Raw genomic sequence first — 17,915 nt, 5'->3', positions numbered from 1 at the left:
ATCCGTTTGCTTGCCAAGGCACAGCGGTTCCATTTTCGCCCATTGGGCATCCGTCAATATCAAGCGATCCATATGCAGTTTAAAGCACATCAGGGACCTTGTGAAAAATCAATTCCAAACAGACCCTTCAAAAAGCTTTGAAAAAAGGCGACACCTTTCAAAATTTCTGCTGAAATTTTGAAAGGATTGCTTATTTATCCAGCCATCTAATGCCTCTTTCTTGTAAATATATCATTGCAATTTACATGCCTGTGAACGAAAGAAGGTGGTTTCCGGATAATCCCGCATCAGAGCACCCTGCCCGCTCCGGCGTGCAATGCCACCAATAAAACTGCCATTCGGCGCGTATCCCAGCGCCCTTTCAGGAGGCAGGTCGTGTCGAAGCCGTCCGGGCCATCTTCAGCCTGTTTTTAGGGAAAACGCGCAATGCCGCAGGTATGATCCTGTAATTCTTCTCCGCTTGCCGGGTCAGCACGGGTCGGGTCGGTGCGGTCATCAAGTAAAACAAACTCCACTTGTCCATCGGGCCGTGTGATGGCGCTGACCACCAGCGTGTGGCGCCCCATCTCGTGCACGGGGTCCGCCATGTCACGCATCAACAGCCGGAAGGGCCGAATACCCGCAAGATTGCCCGTTCCCACAAGTCGCGCCCGGTAGGCATGGCCCGCAAGCGGCAGCGGCGTCCATGCCGGGCCGAGCCGGGGCCGCGCCCAGTGCAGCGCCACTTTTACATCGGGGCGGATGCAGTCCACATGGATATGCAACTGGTTCTGGCTGCGGCCATAGGCCGAGTTGATGGCCAGGGACAGGTCATCGGGCGGCAGGGTGCGGCCAAGATGCTGGCTGACCCGATCGGCCTGCCGCCAGGCATAGGCAAAGTAATCAGGTGCATCGGCGCGTGTAATCAGCGGGTCTTCCATGCCGGTCAGGCGCCGGGTGGGAATGAGCAGGTACTGGCTGGCCCCCACGCGATCCTTCAGCACGGCATAGCGGTGATTAACTGTAACACAGGGGCTGACGGAATGATCAGGGCCATGCGGGCGGCACTGTTCATGCACGATATGCCATAACGCATCCGGCCCGGCCCAGGCGTGCCGCATCCCTGCCAGCAACAAGACCGGTACCATGACCCGGATACAGCACAGGCGCAGCATGCTGCCAGCCTGATGGAAAAACATGGCCTGCCCTCGATACGATGACCCGGCCAGTATAAGCAGAAAACCCGATCCGCGCCGCTGTATGAATTTTTCATGAAAGACAGGCCCCGAGCATTTCCTTCCCCAGCCGGTTTTTCCTATACATAGGGCTTTACGCTGACAGTATTCGAGACCTCATGGCCCACCTGACCCGCACCCTGCTCCGCTCCACCACGCTTACGGCCCTGCTGGTGGCCATGATGGGCGCCCGTAGCAGTCAGGCCGCACCTGCGGGCATGGAACAGATCGAAACGGTCGTGGTCATTTTTGCCGAGAACCGCTCCTTCGATAATCTTTATAACGGCTTTCCCGGTGCCGATACATATGGCGACCGGGCCGCGCAGGTCCTGCCCCAGCGCGACCGTGATGGCAGCGTGCTGCGCGAACTGCCGCCGGTTTGGGGTGGCCTGACAGCCCGCGGCGCAGCCGATCCCATCACCCAGGCCATGAGCGCGCACCTGCCCAACCAGCCCTTCCGCATTGATGACCCGCAGGGCTTCAACCGCCCGCTCAGCACGCTCACGCAGGATCTGTGGCACCGCTTCTACCAGAATCAGATGCAGATCAACGGCGGTCGCAACGACATGTTCGTGGCCTGGGCCGATTCCGGCGCGCTGCCCATGAGCACCTGGGATGGATCGCATATGGAGATGTGGCAGATCGCCCGGCGCTACACGCTGGCGGACCATTTCTTCATGGGGGCGTTTGGCGGCTCGTTCCTTAATCACCAGTGGCTGGCCTGCGCGTGCGCGCCGTTCTACCCGCAGGCCGATACCAGCCCGGCGCAGCCGGTCATTTCCGCTGTTTCCCCCTCGGGCACCGCGCTGCGCGTGGCCGCTGATTCACCGCGTTCAGCGCTGGAGGGCATTCCCAAATTCGTGCGCGATGGCAATCTCACGCCCGATTTCCATGCCGTCAACACCATGCAGCCCCCCTACCAGCCCAGCGCCAACCCGGCCGCACCCGGACAGGACCCGCGTTATGCGGACCCCGCGCGCGCCACTACCCTGCCCGCACAGATCACGCCCACCATTGGCGACCGGCTGAGCGAACGCGCCATAACATGGGCATGGTATGCAGGGGCATGGAATGAAGTGCTGGAGCATGGCAATCATTACCCTGCCCCGGCCTTCCAGTACCATCACCAGCCCTATAATTACTACGCCGCCTACGCCCCCGGCACGCCCGCACGCGCCGAACACCTGCGCGATGGCGGACTGGCGGGCACGCGCTTTATCGCGGCCATTGACCACGGGCAGCTACCGCAGGTCAGCTTCTACAAACCGCAGGGCAACCTGAACGAACATTCGGGCAATGCCGATATCCAGTCAGGCGACCACCATATTGCCGACCTCATTGCCCATCTGGAAAAAAGCCCCCAGTGGCCGCACATGCTCGTGATCGTTACCTATGATGAAAATGGCGGATTGTGGGACCATGTAGCCCCACCCAGGGGCGACCGGTGGGGGCCGGGCTCGCGCATTCCGGCCATCATCATCTCGCCTTATGCCCGGCGGGGATACGTTGATCATACGGTGCAGGATACAACATCGATCCTGCTGTTCCTGACCACGCGTTTCGGCCTGCGCCCGCTTGATGGCGTCACCGCCCGCGCGCACGCCATACAGGCGGCGACCGGCCAGCCCCTTGGTGACCTGACGGGTGCACTCGACCTGAAGTAACAGAAGTTTCCGGTGAGGCTTTTCTTGCAATAAAGGCTCCGCCCCGGAATTTTCCCTGAAGCAGATCCAGTTTGAATGAATCCATTCAAACTGCTGAAGATGCTCGATAAACAATGAGTCAGAGCAATTCCACTGAGCCAGGGTTCAGTGGAATTGCGCTAGTGGCGCAACGCCGGGTTGAAGTAACCATCCGTCAGGGTATGCAGAAAGACCACGATGGCGTCGATCTCGTCATCCGACAGGGCAGGCCGCCCATCGGGCCGGGGGCCGAAGGGCGGGTCCATGTTGATGTTGGCGTGGTAACGCGCGGGCAGATCGTTATAGACCTGCACCCTGCCATCAGGTCCGGTGGGGTACCATAGCGCGGGGCGCACATCACGCAGCGCATAGAACGCCACGGCCTGCCGCAGCGTATGGATCACCCCGTTGTGAAAGAACACATGCCGCAGCGCCACATTGCGCAGCGACGGCGTGCGGAACAGGCCGCAATAGTCGCCGCGCCCCGCAAAATCGGTACGATCGGGGCCACACAGGCCCATATCGTAATAGGCCGGGTCACGGTTCAGCCCGATGGCGCTGTTGCGCGGCACGCCAAGGGCCACCAGCCCGTAATCACTGAATTGCGGCGGCGTGCCATCATGCCCCGGCGCGCTGACATGGCATGAGGCGCAGTTGCCCCTGTCGGCCCGCTCAAACAGGTCCAGCCCCTGCGCCTCACGCGCGGAGAACCGCGCCCTGCCCGCCAGCACCGCATCGTATTTGCTGCTATAGGGGTAGAACAGGCGGGCATCCTGCTGGTAGGTGGCCAGGGCTTCGGCAATCAGGGCGAAGCGGGTCGCCACATTATCCGGCCGGGGCGGCAGCAGGGCATGCAGGCGCGCGCCATAGCCTGCGCCACCTGCGCGGCGCACCACGGCTTCAGGGCTGGCATTGGCCATCTCATAAGGGGCAAGCAGCGGTATGCCGGCCTGCCCCTGCGCGGTATCGGCCCGGCCATCCCATGTCAGGCCGCCGGTGGGGCCGTTATCGATGCTTTCATCGGCTTCATCTTCCGAATCATGAAAATGTTCGCTGAACTGCGGCACGGCCTGCAGATACATGAGCGACGGCACCGCCCGGTGCCCGCCCGGCTGCACCGACAGGTCATTGCCCGGCCCGAAGGCCGCCCTGTCCTGATGGCATGATGAACACGCCATGTGCCCCGAGGCCGACAGGCGGGGATCATGAAACAGGTCACGCCCCAACTGCCCCAGCGCCAGCGCGCGGGCACGGGCCTGCGGGCGCGACAGGGCGGGGCTGCCTGCGTCCATCCCCTGCCCCCATGCAACAGGACCGCCCGCCATGATAGCGACCGCCATGGCAAGGCCATGCAACCCTGCGCGATACAATGCCAAGCCTGCTCCCCCGTAAAAGACCAGCCTGCCGGGTGGCCAGATGCCCCCCGGCCTCCTGTTACGATAAACCATCAGCCTGCCAGACATCATAAAGCAATTCTGGACAAAGCCTTTTTCAATAAGGTCGGCACGGCGCTGCACGCCCCCGTGTCAGCCCGTGGCTATACGGCTTTGCCAATCCGGGTTCAATCGGGTTACGTGTGGCTGCCGGTGCGGGGGGCCATCAGGCCGCATGACCGGCCCCAGGGCGCGCATCACTGCCCCCCGCGCCCCAGTTACAAGGAGCGGATCACCGTGGACATGCGCAAGATCATCATCGATACCGATCCGGGGCAGGACGATGCGATTGCCATCATGCTCGCCCTCGCGGCCCCTGGCCTCGACGTGCTGGGCGTGGTCAGCGTGGCGGGCAACGTGTCGGTGCAGCACACCACCACCAATGCCTGCAAGGTGCTGGAACTGGCCGGGCGCACCGACATTGCGGTTCATGCGGGCTGCGCTGGCCCCCTGCGCCGCACGCCCGTTACCGCAGCACACGTGCATGGCCAGACCGGCATGGATGGCCCCACCCTGCCCGATCCCGTCATGCGGCCCCGTGCGCAGCATGGCGTGGATTTCCTGATCGACACAATCAGGGCACACCCGCCGGGCAGCATAACGGTCGTAACGCTGGGGCCAATGACCAACCTGGCCATGGCGCTGGTCAAGGCGCCCGATATCGCGCAGCGTATGGCGGGCATCGTCTCCATGGGCGGGGCATGGGCGCAGGGCGGCAATATCACGCCCAGCGCCGAGTTCAATGTCTATGCCGACCCCGATGCCGCCGATATTGTGCTGCGCCATGCCGCCGTGCCGCACACCCTCGTGCCGCTGGATGTAACCCACCGCTTTCTGGTCACGCCGCCACGCATGGCGCAACTCGGGGCGCTGAAGGGGCGCTGCGCCCGGGCGGCAGCGGAGATGCTGGGTTTTTCGGGGCGGTTTGATCTGGCCAAATACGGGTGGGCGGGCGCGCCCCTGCACGACCCCTGCACCATTGGCTGGCTGCTTGCCCCCACCTGTTTGCGGGCCGCAGGGTGAATGTTTCGGTCGAGGTGGGCAGTCCGCTCATGCAGGGCGCCACCGCCATTGACTGGTGGCATGTGACCGACCGGCCCGTTAACGCGCTTTTCGTGAATGATGTGAATAGTGACGGGCTGTGGGCACTGCTGCTGGCGCATCTGGAGCGCCTGCCCTGAAACGGATCGAGGCGCTTTTTACAAAAGACGATTTTCTTCCAAGCTTTTGTCATTCAAGGACATTGCCGGAACCGGCTTTTCGCAATCCTGCCCGCATGCCGCCACGCGGGGCGTTTATTGCATTGCGTAAAACAACCATCGTGATCCTGCCGCAATCCGGGGCTTTTCTGCCAGCAGGAGGACGCCATGAAAAAGATGATCCTGGCTGCTTTTACCGCCCTGCTTTTACTCGGTGCCCATGGTGGGGCGCAGGCCCAGCCCTGGGGGTGGCATGATGAGCCACGCTGGCATGCGCCCCATGGCGATGGGCCACGCCGCGGCTACTGGCGCGATAGTGGCTGGCGCTATGACCGCCCGCCTCCGCCACGCCGGTGGGAATGGCGGGCACCGCCCCCGCCGCCCTATCCCTACCCTTACTGATGATGGAACCCGGCCTTGTGCCGGGTTTTTTCTATTTTACGCCATGCCTGCAAAAAGGACGGAGCAGCTTATTAACGATGAGGCTTGTGCCTGCACATAATTCCACGTAGATAATTGCACGCACGATGAATAATTCACTTTATTATGTCGTATTTTAGCGTCAGGCGATCAGAAACGGATACCCCGCCACCATGCCCCTGCTTGAGTCCATCAACCTGCTTTATGTTCTGTCCGGTCTTGGCGTTGGCTTCCTCGTGGGCATGACCGGCGTGGGCGGCGGCTCGCTCATGACACCGCTGCTGATCCTGCTGTTCAAGGTGCACCCGCAATCCGCCGTGGGCACGGACCTGCTCTATGCCGCCTTGACCAAGACGGTGGGCACGCTGGTGCACGGGCGCAGGCAGTCGGTGGAGTGGCATGTGGTGGGCCGCCTGGCGCTGGGCAGCATACCGGCAACCCTGCTGACCATTGCCGCCCTGCACTGGGCGGGCAGTCCCTCGCCCGCGGTCACGCATGTCATTTCGGTCGCCCTGGGCATTGCCCTGCTCATCACCGCGCCGAGCGTGCTGTTCCGGCAGAAGTTGCAGGATCTCTCGCGCCGCAAGGCCGCCGCCATGAGTCCCGCCACGACCGCGCGCCTGACCACGCTGCTCGGGGCGGTGCTGGGGGTCATGGTCACGCTGTCCTCCGTGGGCGCTGGCGCGATTGGCATGGCGGCGCTGATCTTTCTTTACCCCGGCCTCGAAATCCGCCGCCTTGTGGGCTGCGACATTGCCCATGCCGTGCCGCTCACGGCCATTGCGGGCATGGGGCACTGGTGGATCGGGGATATCGACATGCCCCTGCTGGCATCGCTGCTCTGCGGGTCTGTTCCGGGCATCATATTGGGCAGCCTGTGCATCGGGCTCATTCCTGACCGGGCGCAGCGGATCATCCTGGCCGCCATCCTGCTGACAGTGGGCCTCAAGGTGATCTGACGCATGCCCAGACTGGCCACGGCATGGGGAGAGGACATAATGCAGGGCCAGTCAGGAAAAAGGCTCCGGGAGCACTTTTTTCGATAAAGGGCAGGCCGCCGGGACTGTCTTCAACAGGAATTTTAAAAAATATCTTCTTGGTCCCGGCGGGACATCTGGTGTCTTCCGCCTGAGCGACCAACACAAAACGCCCGCTCCGTTACCGGGGCGGGCGTTTTGTGTTTACGTAACGGACCGGCTCAGACCAGCGTGTCGTCCGTGTTCTTCTTGCTGCGGCGCGTGCGGGTCTTGCGCGCAGGCTTTGCGGCGGGTGTTTCCTCGACTTCCTCGGCCACGGGTTCAACCACGACTTTACGGCCGAGCCCGATCTTCTGGGCAAGCGACGAGCGGTGCGCGGCATAGCTCGGCGCCGTCATGGGGTAGTTGGCAGGCAGGCCCCACTTCTCGCGATACTGCTCCGGCGTCATGCCGTAAGCGGTCTGCAGGTGGCGCTTGAGCATTTTCAGCTTCTTGCCGTCTTCAAGGCAGACGATGTAATCGGGGAAGACCGACTTCTTAATGGGCACGGCAGGCTGCAGCGGCGCGGGTTCAACCGCCTTTTCAGCGCCCAGGGCCTTGAGCGCAGTATAAACGGTCTCGACAAGGGTGGGGATCTGGTCAACGGCAACCGTATTGTGATTGGTGTGCGCGGCCACGATCTCGGTGGTCATGGATACCAGTTCGGTATGCGGGATTTCTTTATTATCCAATGTCGGTACTTTCCTTGGTGGTCGGGTCATCAGGGGATGATTAACCCTATGAGTAATAATCATGCGTGTATTATGCAACCGCAATAAAGCATTTTAATCCGTATTTTTTTGCCACTCCCATTACAGCCCCGCCTGCTTTTGCCGCCAGCATAGGTTGCATAGGGTGCGCCATGCTGTTCTTGCAGGTCATGATTACATCATAATAATCCAACCATTATCCCTCCGCCTGCACATATGCAATTATTTTGTTTATAATAATTAAACGTGGCAGGCGCAGCTAAGGGCGCGTTACTGCTTTTGCGTTACGGAATTTTCATTGCATCCGCCGCAATAACAGGAACAGAGTATAAACATGCGATGTTACGACATATTTTTATAATATGATGAAAATAGAACAAATTCTCGTCTGTCATGACAAACTGGCGGATCTGGCGTAATCCCCGCAGGCTATGGCGGTAACCGCCCCGGCCGGGCACCTGTCATTACATATTTCAAAGCTTCTTTTACATATCAGCATTTTTTCAATATCATGCTTGAATACAGTATTCATTATCGCGCCATGCCACCACGTTGCCCCTGCACGACATGACACCCCTGCGTGCAATACAGGTACCCCGCTTCATGCTATTGTGATGCACCATATAATGGGCTGCCTTGCAGGCATTGCCCATCAGCGCCTGTCCTTCAATATCGTTATGACAGGCGACGCGTTACTTGTGCGTCACCTCCGCCCGGCGCAGGCAGACGACCGAAACAACTTTTATGTAATGAATTGTAATTTTATCGGGGCCCGAATCCCGGCTTAACGCAGGCCATCAACCATGAGGTGGGGCAGGCCCCGGCGGCATTGTTCCGCCCCCGCCACACTATCATTAAGTCTGGCCCAGCGTTGCGGGCGTAAAATAACGGCCTGTGGCAACAAGGCGCCCTTCGCGCAGGATGACATCGTAGTCGCTCATTCGCACGGCAATATTGAGGTCATGCAGAACCATCACGGTCACGATCTGCCGTGCCGCAGTTTCGCGGCGCAGAATCTCCATCACCGCAAACTGGTGGTGCAGGTCGAGCGCGCTGTGCGGTTCGTCAAGCAGCAGGGCATCGGGCTGGCGGCCAAGCGCCTGCGCAAGCCCCACAAGCTGCCGCTGCCCGCCCGAGAGTTCATCCATATACCGCAGGTCCAGGTCGGCTATGCCAAACACATCGAGCAGATGCAGGGCGGCATCGATTTCATCGCCCTGCGCATCGGCTGGAACAATGCCGGTGGCGTGTCGGGCGGCGAGCATGGATTCCAGCACCGGCAGGTGCATCATGGCTGGCAGGGCCTGCGGCAGGTACAGGCAGCGCCGCGTGCGGGCGGCCAGCATGAGGCACGTCAGGTCATCAGCGCCCAGCCCGGCCATGGCGGCGCGCAGCAGCGTTGACTTTGCCGCTGCCATTGGGGCCAGGCAGCGCCGAGAAGACCTGTCCGGGCGGAAATGGCCTACGCTTATATTATCAGTACCGTGCGGCAGGTGCGTGCCCTGCAAGCCCCATGGCAAGGGCCGTGCCCCACAGGCCACGGCCCGCCATCAGTCCAGTATCCGCCCCCTTGTCTTGCCCCGCCTATTTCTGGGGATAGGCGAAGTTGAACGTCTCGCTGAACGGCTGCCAGAAGCCGGGCGTGCCGGTTTCCTTGTCCACATGGTGCAGGAAGCCGTTCTGCTCGGGCGAGGAATAGGTCAGCACCACCGTGTAGCGGCCGGGGCCGTTCATCTGCACGTTATCGGCATAATGCGGGCCGTCCTTGGCGGTCATGAAATGCATGGTGCCCTCGGCCTTCCATGCCGTGCCATCCTTGGTCAGCTTGTAGCCGATGTTCAGATACGGCACCCAGGCGCCATCGGGGTAGCCCCATACGTTATCGGCCGTGGCATGCACGTCGGTTTCAAGGTGGATGGTGTCGGGCCTGGTGTTGTCCGTCATGCCCGGCGGCATGGGGTCGACCATGATGCCGGTCAGGTAGCTTGAGGCGATCTCCATGTCATGTTCATGGACCGGGCCACCGATCGGGTATTCACGCGCCTGTGCGGCGGTGGAGAGGACGGGCAGCGCCGCTACGGCGAGGGCCAGAAGGGAACACTTCTTGTTCATGTGACGGTTTCCATACTTGTAAAAGAAGTTAAGTCCGGCCGCGTGCTGCCATTTAATTCTTTCGTGCAGTCGTGTGCGGGCCTGATCGCAGTTTCCCATCCGGGTGATTTCCAAGGTCTGATAATGATAATTGTTATCATTGTCAACGGATGGTATGCCCTCTCCAAGGTAACGGAGAGCCACCCGCCATGATCACCCACCCCTTCGCATTCATGCGCCTGCCCTATGCGGTCCTGATGGCGCTCGACAGCCGGATGTTCCACTTCTGGCTCCAGCCGGTTCATTACCTGATCCGCATCGTGCATATCGTCAGCATGGCCATGTTCTTTGGCATGGACATGCTGTTCGACCTGGGCGTGCTCCGGCCCCGCATGGCGGCCCGCATAGCACCCGCGGCCCAGCTCATGGTGCGGCCACTGCATGTCACATTCGCCATCGCCATGCTCTCGGGCGTGGTGCTGTTTTTTTATGACCCGGTGCATATCGGCAGCCGCGCCTATCTCACGCCCAAGCTGCTGCTCATTACGCTGGCCATGCTCAATGCGCTGTGGTGCCACCGCAGCGTCTATCTGCCCGTGCTGCGGGGCAACGCCGCCATGAGCCTGCGCGGGCGCATCGGGGCCAGCCTGTCGCTGCTGCTGTGGAGTGGGGTGATGATCATGTCCTGCCTCAACAGCGAGGGCGTGCCCAAGGTTTTCCTTAGATAATGGCAGCATTGCAATATGCGCATGGCGGTTTGAATTGACGGCTCCATGTCAAAATGTGATTGAGAACCATTATTAATGATATTGATTCTCAATACGGCGGACCCCCATGAGCCCCTCATCTCTCGCGACTGCCATTGCCAGACACGCTCTTTACCGCTGCCCGGCATTTCTCCCCTCCTGCCTGATGCGCCACCGCCTGCGCGCAGGGTCGTGCCTGGTCTGCTTCGGGCTGGCACTGCCGGCAACCGGCTTCGCGCAGGTCCAGACCCAGATTGAGGAAGATCGGGCCCGCCTTGGTAACTCCACCCCCCTTATTGAACAGATCGACCCCGCCACGGTGCGCGATTCCGAACGCGCCACCGCCGATGCGGAGGAAAAAGCCGCGGGTGATGGCGACAAGCTCGATACCAGCGGCAACCTGCTGGGCGATATGTGGGGCGCGCGGCCATGGCTGTACAAGCATGGCATCAGCTTCGACATTCAGGAGGTCGATGAAGTCTGGGGCAATGGCACCGGCGGTACGCCCTCAAGCAGTGACGGCTCCAGCGGCTCGGGCACCGGGCCTGCCTATGATGGCGTGACCATGCCCACGCTCACCGTCGATACCGAGAAGCTGTTTGGCCTCAAGGGCGGCCTGTTCAATGTCAGCGCGTTGCAGACACGCGGGCGCTCGATCTCGCAGGATCACCTGGCCAATTTCAACCCGGTCAGCGGGTTTGAGGCCGACCGCTCCACCCGCCTGTTCGAGCTGTGGTACCAGCAGTCCTTCCTCAAGGGCAAACTCGACGTGAAGATCGGCCAGCAGGATCTTGATACCGAATTCCTGATCAGCGATTACGCCTCGCTTTACCTCAACGCGAACTTCGGCTGGCCGATGGCCCCCTCGGTCAACCTGTATGGTGGCGGCCCGTCCTGGCCGCTCTCGTCCCCCGCCATCCGCATCCGCTACCGGCCGAGCGAGAAGTTTACCTTCATGTTTGCCGCAGCAGACGACAATCCGCCAGGCAACCGATACAACTCGCTGCCCATCCAGCAGGCCACCGGCTCAGACCTTGGCAGCAACAGCGATCCCACCAGCCAGACCTATAACGGCGCCAACGGCACGAATTTCAACATGGGCACCGGCGCGTTGCTGATGACCGAACTGCAATACGCACTCAACCCGCAGCCTGCCGATATGGCGAACGTGACCAAGAGCCCCGGCCTGCCGGGCGTGTACAAGCTGGGCGGGTATTACGATACCGCGAAATTTGCCGATTACCGCTACAATAACCTGGGCCAGGCACTCGGCAGCCCGAATGACACCACCGGCATACCGCGCTGGGACCGGGGCAACTGGATGGTGTACGGCATCATCGACCAGATGATCTGGCGGCCCTCGCTCAAGTCGGCCCGGTCGCTGGGTCTGTTCGTGCGCGCAACCGGCAATAGCGGGGACCGCAACCTGATCAGCTTCGCCATTGATGCGGGCCTAAACCTCAAGGCGCCGTTCAAAGGCCGCGACAACGACACGATCGGTCTGGGCTGGGGCATCGGGCGCGCGAGTTCGGGCGAGCGGCAGTTCGACCGTAACTCGGCCCTGACTGCCTACACGCCCGTGCAGGGCAATGAAAACCACCTTGAACTGACCTATCAGGCGCAGGTCACGCCATGGATGGTGATGCAGCCCGACTTCCAGTACGTGTGGAACCCTTCGGGCGGCGTGCCCGATTATGGCGTAAGCTACAACCGTCGCGTGGGCAACGAGGCCATTTTTGGCCTGCACAGCAGCATTACGTTCTAACACCTTGTGTTCTAACCCATCGTCCAGAAAACAGCCTGCAATCGAACAAGACCGTTCTGGAGCGCCGCCTTTTTTCAAAAGGCGGCGTTTTTTGGTATTCATGAGCATTTCATAAGCAGCATTTATCAAAATATCATGACAAACGATTGGACCCTTGCACAGGGCTGCCTTCATGTTCCGCCACACTCGGCCCTTCTGGCTGAACCCGGCACATGATGTAAAGGCACACTGACATGGGGGGACAGAGCACCGCATTTCCCCTGCACGGCGCCCCGGATACGGGCCTGCTGCGCCTTATCCGGCGCTTTTCATGGATTTACGCCCCCTCGCTGGTCGATCTGGGCTTTGCGGTGCGCACGTCATGCGCCGCCATCCTCTCGCTGCTCATCGCCATGTGGATGGAACTCGACAGCCCGCAATGGGCGCCGCTCACCGTCTGGGTGGTGGCGCAGTCCTCACGCGGGGAGAGCCTGTCAAAGGCACGATGGCGGATCGTGGGTACGCTGGCGGGCAGCGTTGCCGCGATTACGCTCATGGCCGCTTTTCCACAGGCCCCGGCCATGTTCTTTGTCTGCCTGGCGCTGTGGATCGGGTTGTGCTGCGCGCTTGCCACCCTGCTCGACCAGTACCGCGCCTACGGGCTGGTGCTGACGGGGTTCACCTCCGCCATCATCGCCACCGGGGCCATCGTGCAGCCCGATGATGTGTTTGCCGTAAGCGTGGCGCGCAGCAGCTACATCATACTGGGCGTGCTGTGCGAGGCGGTGCTGGCCGTGCTGTTCATGCCCAACATGGTCGAACGCACCCGCGCGCAACTGCTGGCCCGGCTTGATGACACATTCGGCGCGACATGCAGCGCCATCCCTACCTTGCTGGGCGTGACCGCGCCCGCCGCCCGGCAGGCCGCAACCGGCAGGCTGCTGGACCGGATCATGGCCTTCAGCGGGCAGATCGAGTTCGCGGCCCTTGAACTCGGGCCGCGCAACCGGGTGGGCGATCATGCCCGCCGGGCGCTGGCGGGCATGCTGGTCATGCTCGCCCATGCCCGCGCGTTGCAGATCCTCTCCCCCCGGCCCGATGCCAGCCCCCTGCCCAACGGTGAAGCACCCGGGCGCGCGCTGGCCACATGGCTGCATGAGCATGCGCCCCCACCCGACCCCAATGACATGGCCGCACGGGCCTGGCAGCCGGTTGCCGCGGCGCTGACGCATGAAACCACACTGGTGCATGATGAAATGCGGGCCTGCCACGCCACCCGCCATGGCGACCGCTTCCGCTTCAGCCTGACCTCGCGCCGCCATGCGCGTGAGGCGGTGCATAACGGCATCCGCTCCAGCGTCGCCATCATGGCGGCAGCGGTGGTATGGGAGATCACGGCATGGCATCACGGCCCGGCCTTCATCTCGTTCGTGGCACTGATCTATGGGCTGATGGCCACGCGCGAGAACCCGCTTGTCGCCACCCTTCCCTTCCTCAAGGGCGGGCTGTGGTGCACGGCCACCGCCGCCGTCATGGCGCTGTGGGTCATCCCGGCCATCACCGCGCCGGAGGTGCTGCTCGCGGCCCTTCTGGTGCCCATGACCATTGGCGGGCTGGCCGCGCGCAGGCCGCAGCTTGCGGGTTATGCCTTCTCGTTCAACATGTTCCTGCCCGTGCTGATCGGCCCGATGAACCAGGGGCGGTATGACGAGGTCGCCTTTGTCAACAACGCGCTGGCCTTCGTGGCCAGTATCGTGTTCGTGCTGCTGACCTACCGGCTGGTCATTCCCTTCCGGCTTGACGTGCATATCCGCCGCACCGCCGCGGCCATGAACCGGCGGCTGCGCCATCTGGCCCAGAGCCGCGACGGCACCAGTGCCACGGCCTGGCTTGGCGCCTGCGCGGCCAGCCTTGTGCGCATCGTGCATCAGGCCACCGCCGTGCCGCAGCCGACCGTCAATGCCTGCCTGAGCCAGCAGATCGGGGCAATGACGGTGGGGCTGTACATCATCCGCCTGCGCGACATGCTGCGCACCGGCGCCCTGCCGCCACGGGCCGCGCGCATGGTGGCGCTTTTTCTGGCGCGGTGGCAGCGCGGGCAGGCTGGCCTCACCACCGCGCATGTGCTGGCCTGGCTGCACCATGAACAGGCCCGCGCTGAGGAAGCCCGCGACCGCGCCAGCCTGGCCGAGGCCCTGGCCTGCCTGCACATCATTGCCGCAAGCCAGCATGAGCACGTGCCGGACGTGCCATAGCAAGGTGACAAAATATGTCGTATCGGATATGCCATGAACGCATTATTCGCATTCATGCACAAAAAGGGTCATTTCATGCGTAAGATTGTTACCGCCGCTGCCATCGCAGCCATTACATGCGTTACCGCCACCGCACAGGCCGAGCCCGGCGGCTGCCTGAAATATGGCGCCGTGGGGGCCGTGGGCGGCCATGTGGCCGGTGGCCACAGCGTGCTGGGTGCTGCCGCCGGTTGCGTGACCGGCATGTACAAGCGCCATGAATACCGCAAGGAAGCCAAGGCCAAAGCCAAGCTGTATGACCAGGAACACCCCGGCTCGAAGGGAACCTACATGGAGAAGGCAACCGCCTATGACGTGGAGCACTCGACCACGCCGGGCAAGATGACGCCCGACAACACCCCCGCCACCACCACCGCCGCGCCGCAGGGCAACGCAAGCATGTAAGCCGCCGGGTCCGCAGGCAGGCACCGCGCCGCCTGCGGACACTGTGCCAGAACAGATCATCTGCCCCTGCCCCACACGGCCAAGGACCACCATGCGTGCCATTACATTCCTGTTTCGCTCGACACTGGCCGTCGTGCTGGTGGCGGGGCTCGTAGGGTGGCTGGCCGGGCCTTTCTTCCACATCCCCGCACTTGGCGTGGCGCTGGCCGTTGAAGCCGTGATCTTCTGGGTGTGCGGGCTGCTCTATACCGAGGATTATCCGCACCACATGACCACCTTCGTGGGCATGACCATCGTGCTCGGCCTGCTGAGCATTGGCGTCATGCTGCCCTTTGCGCGGCAGTATGTGATGATTCACCCGGCCTGAACGGCACGGACAATTATTTTTTTACATTGGCTCAATCAAAGGAAAACTATTATCCACAAATGGAGTTAATGGGGCGTGGCTTTCGTGACACCACAACGTCTCCCAATCCCTAAACTTGGCGTCCCGCCCCGGCGGGACGCCCTTTTTTTTGCTCAGGCTTTCTGCAGGCCCGGCTGGCCGCGTTCCACTACAAAGCTGGCATAGGTGGACAGCCTGCCGTCGCGTTCCATCACCCTGTCGAGCACCTTGAGGTCGGCACGCCATACATCCGGCCCCACATCGCACAGCACATAGCCGCGCTGGTCGGTCGTGGCCTTGAGGTGCGGGTTTTCGCGCCGGACGGAGCGGCTGAAACTGTCATCATCACCCACGCCATCCGCGCCTGAGGTGATGGAGGTGGCCAGGAACTCGACCGAGACCGGCTTCTTGTGGTCCGGATCAACCAGCAGATCCCCCGCGAAGTGGCGGTGCGCATCACCTGTCACGTTCACCACATTGCCGGGGCAATGCGCGCCAATGAACTCGAGCAGGCGCTTGCGGCTGTACATGTAGCCCGACCACTGATCCATGCTGTACAGCAGTTCGCCCTGCGGGGCGCGCCGGTGGGCGAGGTTCATCATCATGACCTGGTGCGCCAGCAGGTTCCACCGCGTATCGGACCGGCCCAGCCCGTCAAACAGCCATTGTTCCTGTTCCGCGCCCATCATGGTGCGGTCGGGCGACCAGACATCGGCCCCCTGCACCGACGCGCCATCCCCATAGGCCTGGTCGCTGCGGTACTGGCGCGTATCGAGCACGAAGGTGTTCATGAGCGTGCCATAGCGCAGGCTGCGATAAAGCTGCATGTGACTGCCATCAGGCAGGGCTTGCAGGCGTAGCGGCATGTGTTCGTAATAGGCCTGCATGGCGGCCTCACGGCGCAGGCGGAAGATCTCGGGCGGCGTGCCGTCCTGATCGGTGTCGCCTGCCCAGTTATTATCCACCTCATGGTCATCGGAGGTGACGATCCACGGCACGGCGGCGTGGGCGGCCTGCAGGTCGGGGTCGGTCTTGTACTGGGCGTAGCGGCGGCGATATTCATCAAGCGAATAACATTCCGGCCCGATATGGCGGCGCAGGGCCTGGAAGGGGCGGCCGTTCATGTCATGCACGCGGCCCTTGCTGTCCGGGCCTTCGTAAATGTAATCGCCATAATGGAAGACGAAATCGATCGGCTCATTGGCGATGTTGCGCCAGGCGGTATAATATCCTTCCTCATAATGCTGGCAGCCTGCGGCGGCAAAGCGCACCCGCGCGGGTGATGCGCCGGGCAGCGGAAAGGTGTGGCTGCGGCCAGCAGGGCTGTCATACCCCGCAATACGGAAACGGTACCAGTACGGGCGGTCCGGCCTGAGACCCGTGACTTCGACATGAACCGAATGCGCCAGTTCAGGATGCGCCAGCGCCTGCCCTTTTTTAACGATGTGGCCCAGTTTTTCATCCTCCGCCACTTCCCACTCCACCAGCACGGGGCGGTTGCGGTGCATGCCGCCCTCGAGTTCAAGCGGACGCGGGGCCAGGCGGGTCCAGATGACAAAACCATCGGGCGCAGGATCGCCCGAGGCCACGCCAAGCTGAAAGGGGGAGACATCGAATTTCGGCTTTTCGTCCAGATTGCGCGGGGTTGCCGCCCGCAAGGCCCGCACCTGCGCTGAAAACAGCAGCCCCGTGCCCAGCCCCGCGAGTATCTGCCTGCGCTTGAGAAACACCATGGAACATATCCTTTTGCATCAGGGCCAGCCGCATGGCCCATATTTTTGCATGACACATGATTTGCATGACACTTGACCGGACGCGCCTGCCTGCGCCGGGCGGGTTTTGTCATCAAAGTTTCATACAGGCGCGATTTCCAGCCCATCAGGCGCCTGCACCAGGCGCACGGGCAGCAGCCGGGGCAACATGTGCAAAAAACTGTCGCCACGGCTGATGCAATAGACCCCGCTCTGTTGCTGCCCGCTCAACAGGGGAGCCCGGAGCGTGATCTTTTGCGGCCTGTAACGGTTGATCTCGGCCACCACCGCGCCCAACGGGCAGTTGCGGAACACAATCCGCCCCTGCTGCCAGGCCAGCAGGGCATCAAGGTCGGGGGTATCTTGCAACGCGCGGCCACCGGCAAAGAAAGACAGCCTCTCCCCCGGTGGCAGCCACGCCCTGCCGCCCGCCAGCGATGGATCATGCACCAGCAGCCGCTCGCGCAGGGCGGTGACATGCACGCAATCGGGATCAAGCCGGATATTGGCCGCCCCCTGCACGCCAAGCCGCAGGTTGACCGCCCTCGCGAACAGCCATAGCGGCGGTGGCTGCCCTGACGCGGAGAGTATGACCTGCTCTTTTTCCAACCGGGTGCACGCGCTGTCTGGCAGGAGGACAAGCCGGGTATCAGTATCAAGTTCGCAGCGCAGCGCCCCTGCCAGCATTGTGCCGGCAAGACGGCCCGCCGGTGTTTGCAGCACGCGGGCCGCCTGGGCGCGCCGGGGCATGGGGGCAGCAGCAGGCCTGCACCCACAAGACCGGCAAGCACCTGCCACCGGGTGGGCCGCACGATGCGGGCGGGC

16 protein-coding genes and 1 pseudogene are annotated in these 17,915 nt (G+C 62.2%); 9 read left to right on the top strand and 8 right to left on the bottom strand.

From position 1 onward, the window contains the following. Positions 1-410: 410 nt before the first annotated feature. Positions 411-1,178 carry a CDP-diacylglycerol diphosphatase gene (locus tag HNW77_RS12950; protein WP_241694461.1) on the bottom strand — a complete coding sequence of 256 codons (768 nt, stop codon included), beginning with the start codon at positions 1,176-1,178 and terminating at the stop codon, positions 411-413. Positions 1,179-1,333: 155 nt separating this feature from the next. On the opposite strand from HNW77_RS12950, the gene HNW77_RS12945 reads away from it, so the two are divergent. Further along, entirely contained in the window at positions 1,334-2,878 is a 1,545-nt protein-coding gene (locus HNW77_RS12945) for an acid phosphatase (RefSeq protein ID WP_172158116.1), read from the top strand. A gap of 158 nt (positions 2,879-3,036) precedes the next feature. On the opposite strand, the gene HNW77_RS12940 is transcribed toward HNW77_RS12945, so the two are convergent. After that, positions 3,037-4,272 (bottom strand): cytochrome-c peroxidase, encoded by a 1,236-nt coding sequence (locus tag HNW77_RS12940; RefSeq protein WP_408886840.1) that lies wholly within the window; start codon positions 4,270-4,272, stop codon positions 3,037-3,039. A gap of 294 nt (positions 4,273-4,566) precedes the next feature. Between HNW77_RS12940 and HNW77_RS12935 the strand changes: the two are divergent. The 3 genes and pseudogenes from HNW77_RS12935 (at position 4,567) to HNW77_RS12925 (ending at position 6,907) form a co-directional block, all read left to right on the top strand. Beyond that, positions 4,567-5,510: pseudogene (locus tag HNW77_RS12935) on the top strand (nucleoside hydrolase). 186 nt (positions 5,511-5,696) lie between these two features. Next, positions 5,697-5,930, top strand: coding sequence for a hypothetical protein (locus tag HNW77_RS12930; RefSeq protein WP_172158114.1), 234 nt, complete (start codon positions 5,697-5,699; stop codon positions 5,928-5,930). Between the two features lie 191 nt (positions 5,931-6,121). Then, positions 6,122-6,907, top strand: a complete 786-nt coding sequence (locus HNW77_RS12925) for a sulfite exporter TauE/SafE family protein (protein ID WP_172158112.1) — start codon at positions 6,122-6,124, stop codon at positions 6,905-6,907. Positions 6,908-7,146: 239 nt separating this feature from the next. Here HNW77_RS12925 and HNW77_RS12920 read toward each other — a convergent pair whose 3' ends face one another. From HNW77_RS12920 to HNW77_RS12905, 4 genes are all read right to left on the bottom strand, one after another. Continuing rightward, positions 7,147-7,656 carry a MucR family transcriptional regulator gene (locus HNW77_RS12920; protein ID WP_110569304.1) on the bottom strand — a complete coding sequence of 170 codons (510 nt, stop codon included), beginning with the start codon at positions 7,654-7,656 and terminating at the stop codon, positions 7,147-7,149. Positions 7,657-7,726: 70 nt separating this feature from the next. Next, complete coding sequence (locus tag HNW77_RS12915; RefSeq protein ID WP_172158111.1) at positions 7,727-7,867, bottom strand: hypothetical protein; 141 nt, start codon at positions 7,865-7,867, stop codon at positions 7,727-7,729. 661 nt (positions 7,868-8,528) lie between these two features. Next, positions 8,529-9,092: an ATP-binding cassette domain-containing protein gene (locus HNW77_RS12910; protein ID WP_241694460.1), complete on the bottom strand. Its 564-nt coding sequence runs from the start codon at positions 9,090-9,092 to the stop codon at positions 8,529-8,531. Positions 9,093-9,258: 166 nt separating this feature from the next. Continuing rightward, complete coding sequence (locus tag HNW77_RS12905) at positions 9,259-9,786, bottom strand: iron transporter (protein WP_172158109.1); 528 nt, start codon at positions 9,784-9,786, stop codon at positions 9,259-9,261. A 188-nt stretch (positions 9,787-9,974) separates the two neighbouring features. Here HNW77_RS12905 and HNW77_RS12900 point away from each other — a divergent pair, with 188 nt between their 5' ends. The 5 genes from HNW77_RS12900 to HNW77_RS12880 all read left to right on the top strand — a co-directional run bounded on the left by HNW77_RS12900 (position 9,975) and on the right by HNW77_RS12880 (position 15,321). Beyond that, positions 9,975-10,493 carry a hypothetical protein gene (locus tag HNW77_RS12900; protein ID WP_172158107.1) on the top strand — a complete coding sequence of 173 codons (519 nt, stop codon included), beginning with the start codon at positions 9,975-9,977 and terminating at the stop codon, positions 10,491-10,493. A gap of 184 nt (positions 10,494-10,677) precedes the next feature. After that, entirely contained in the window at positions 10,678-12,276 is a 1,599-nt protein-coding gene (locus tag HNW77_RS12895) for a carbohydrate porin (RefSeq protein ID WP_172158121.1), read from the top strand. A gap of 233 nt (positions 12,277-12,509) precedes the next feature. Further along, a complete protein-coding gene (locus HNW77_RS12890) occupies positions 12,510-14,510 on the top strand; it encodes an FUSC family protein (RefSeq protein ID WP_172158106.1) in 2,001 nt (666 codons plus the stop codon). Positions 14,511-14,585: 75 nt separating this feature from the next. Continuing rightward, positions 14,586-14,954, top strand: coding sequence for a hypothetical protein (locus HNW77_RS12885; RefSeq protein WP_172158104.1), 369 nt, complete (start codon positions 14,586-14,588; stop codon positions 14,952-14,954). A gap of 91 nt (positions 14,955-15,045) precedes the next feature. Then, the gene (locus HNW77_RS12880; RefSeq protein WP_172158102.1) at positions 15,046-15,321 is read left to right on the top strand and encodes a hypothetical protein; all 276 of its coding nucleotides are present in this window, start codon (positions 15,046-15,048) and stop codon (positions 15,319-15,321) included. Positions 15,322-15,473: 152 nt separating this feature from the next. On the opposite strand, the gene HNW77_RS12875 is transcribed toward HNW77_RS12880, so the two are convergent. Together HNW77_RS12875 and HNW77_RS12870 are read right to left on the bottom strand one after the other, a co-directional pair. Continuing rightward, on the bottom strand, positions 15,474-17,072 hold the full coding sequence (locus HNW77_RS12875; protein ID WP_172158101.1) for an alkaline phosphatase D family protein: 1,599 nt from the start codon (positions 17,070-17,072) through the stop codon (positions 15,474-15,476). A 120-nt stretch (positions 17,073-17,192) separates the two neighbouring features. Beyond that, positions 17,193-17,840 carry a FecR family protein gene (locus tag HNW77_RS12870; RefSeq protein ID WP_241694465.1) on the bottom strand — a complete coding sequence of 216 codons (648 nt, stop codon included), beginning with the start codon at positions 17,838-17,840 and terminating at the stop codon, positions 17,193-17,195. Positions 17,841-17,915 lie beyond the last annotated feature (75 nt).

It is taken from the genome of Komagataeibacter melomenusus (genome assembly GCF_013155395.1).
GTDB classification, from domain to species: domain Bacteria; phylum Pseudomonadota; class Alphaproteobacteria; order Acetobacterales; family Acetobacteraceae; genus Komagataeibacter; species Komagataeibacter melomenusus.
The sequence above is the reverse complement of the archived record's forward strand: the minus strand, read 5'-3'. Positions and strand labels throughout refer to the sequence as shown.

What these genes read in the sequence shown, in the direction of transcription:
- HNW77_RS12950 (WP_241694461.1), bottom strand. Translation starts at nt 1,178, where the DNA reads ATGTTTTTCCATCAGGCTGGCAGCATGCTGCGCCTGTGCTGTATCCGG.
- HNW77_RS12945 (WP_172158116.1), top strand. Translation starts at nt 1,334, where the DNA reads ATGGCCCACCTGACCCGCACCCTGCTCCGCTCCACCACGCTTACGGCC.
- HNW77_RS12930 (WP_172158114.1), top strand. Translation starts at nt 5,697, where the DNA reads ATGAAAAAGATGATCCTGGCTGCTTTTACCGCCCTGCTTTTACTCGGT.
- HNW77_RS12925 (WP_172158112.1), top strand. Translation starts at nt 6,122, where the DNA reads ATGCCCCTGCTTGAGTCCATCAACCTGCTTTATGTTCTGTCCGGTCTT.
- HNW77_RS12910 (WP_241694460.1), bottom strand. Translation starts at nt 9,092, where the DNA reads ATGGCAGCGGCAAAGTCAACGCTGCTGCGCGCCGCCATGGCCGGGCTG.
- HNW77_RS12905 (WP_172158109.1), bottom strand. Translation starts at nt 9,786, where the DNA reads ATGAACAAGAAGTGTTCCCTTCTGGCCCTCGCCGTAGCGGCGCTGCCC.
- HNW77_RS12900 (WP_172158107.1), top strand. Translation starts at nt 9,975, where the DNA reads ATGATCACCCACCCCTTCGCATTCATGCGCCTGCCCTATGCGGTCCTG.
- HNW77_RS12895 (WP_172158121.1), top strand. Translation starts at nt 10,678, where the DNA reads ATGCGCCACCGCCTGCGCGCAGGGTCGTGCCTGGTCTGCTTCGGGCTG.
- HNW77_RS12890 (WP_172158106.1), top strand. Translation starts at nt 12,510, where the DNA reads ATGGGGGGACAGAGCACCGCATTTCCCCTGCACGGCGCCCCGGATACG.
- HNW77_RS12885 (WP_172158104.1), top strand. Translation starts at nt 14,586, where the DNA reads ATGCGTAAGATTGTTACCGCCGCTGCCATCGCAGCCATTACATGCGTT.
- HNW77_RS12880 (WP_172158102.1), top strand. Translation starts at nt 15,046, where the DNA reads ATGCGTGCCATTACATTCCTGTTTCGCTCGACACTGGCCGTCGTGCTG.
- HNW77_RS12875 (WP_172158101.1), bottom strand. Translation starts at nt 17,072, where the DNA reads ATGGTGTTTCTCAAGCGCAGGCAGATACTCGCGGGGCTGGGCACGGGG.
- HNW77_RS12870 (WP_241694465.1), bottom strand. Translation starts at nt 17,840, where the DNA reads ATGCCCCGGCGCGCCCAGGCGGCCCGCGTGCTGCAAACACCGGCGGGC.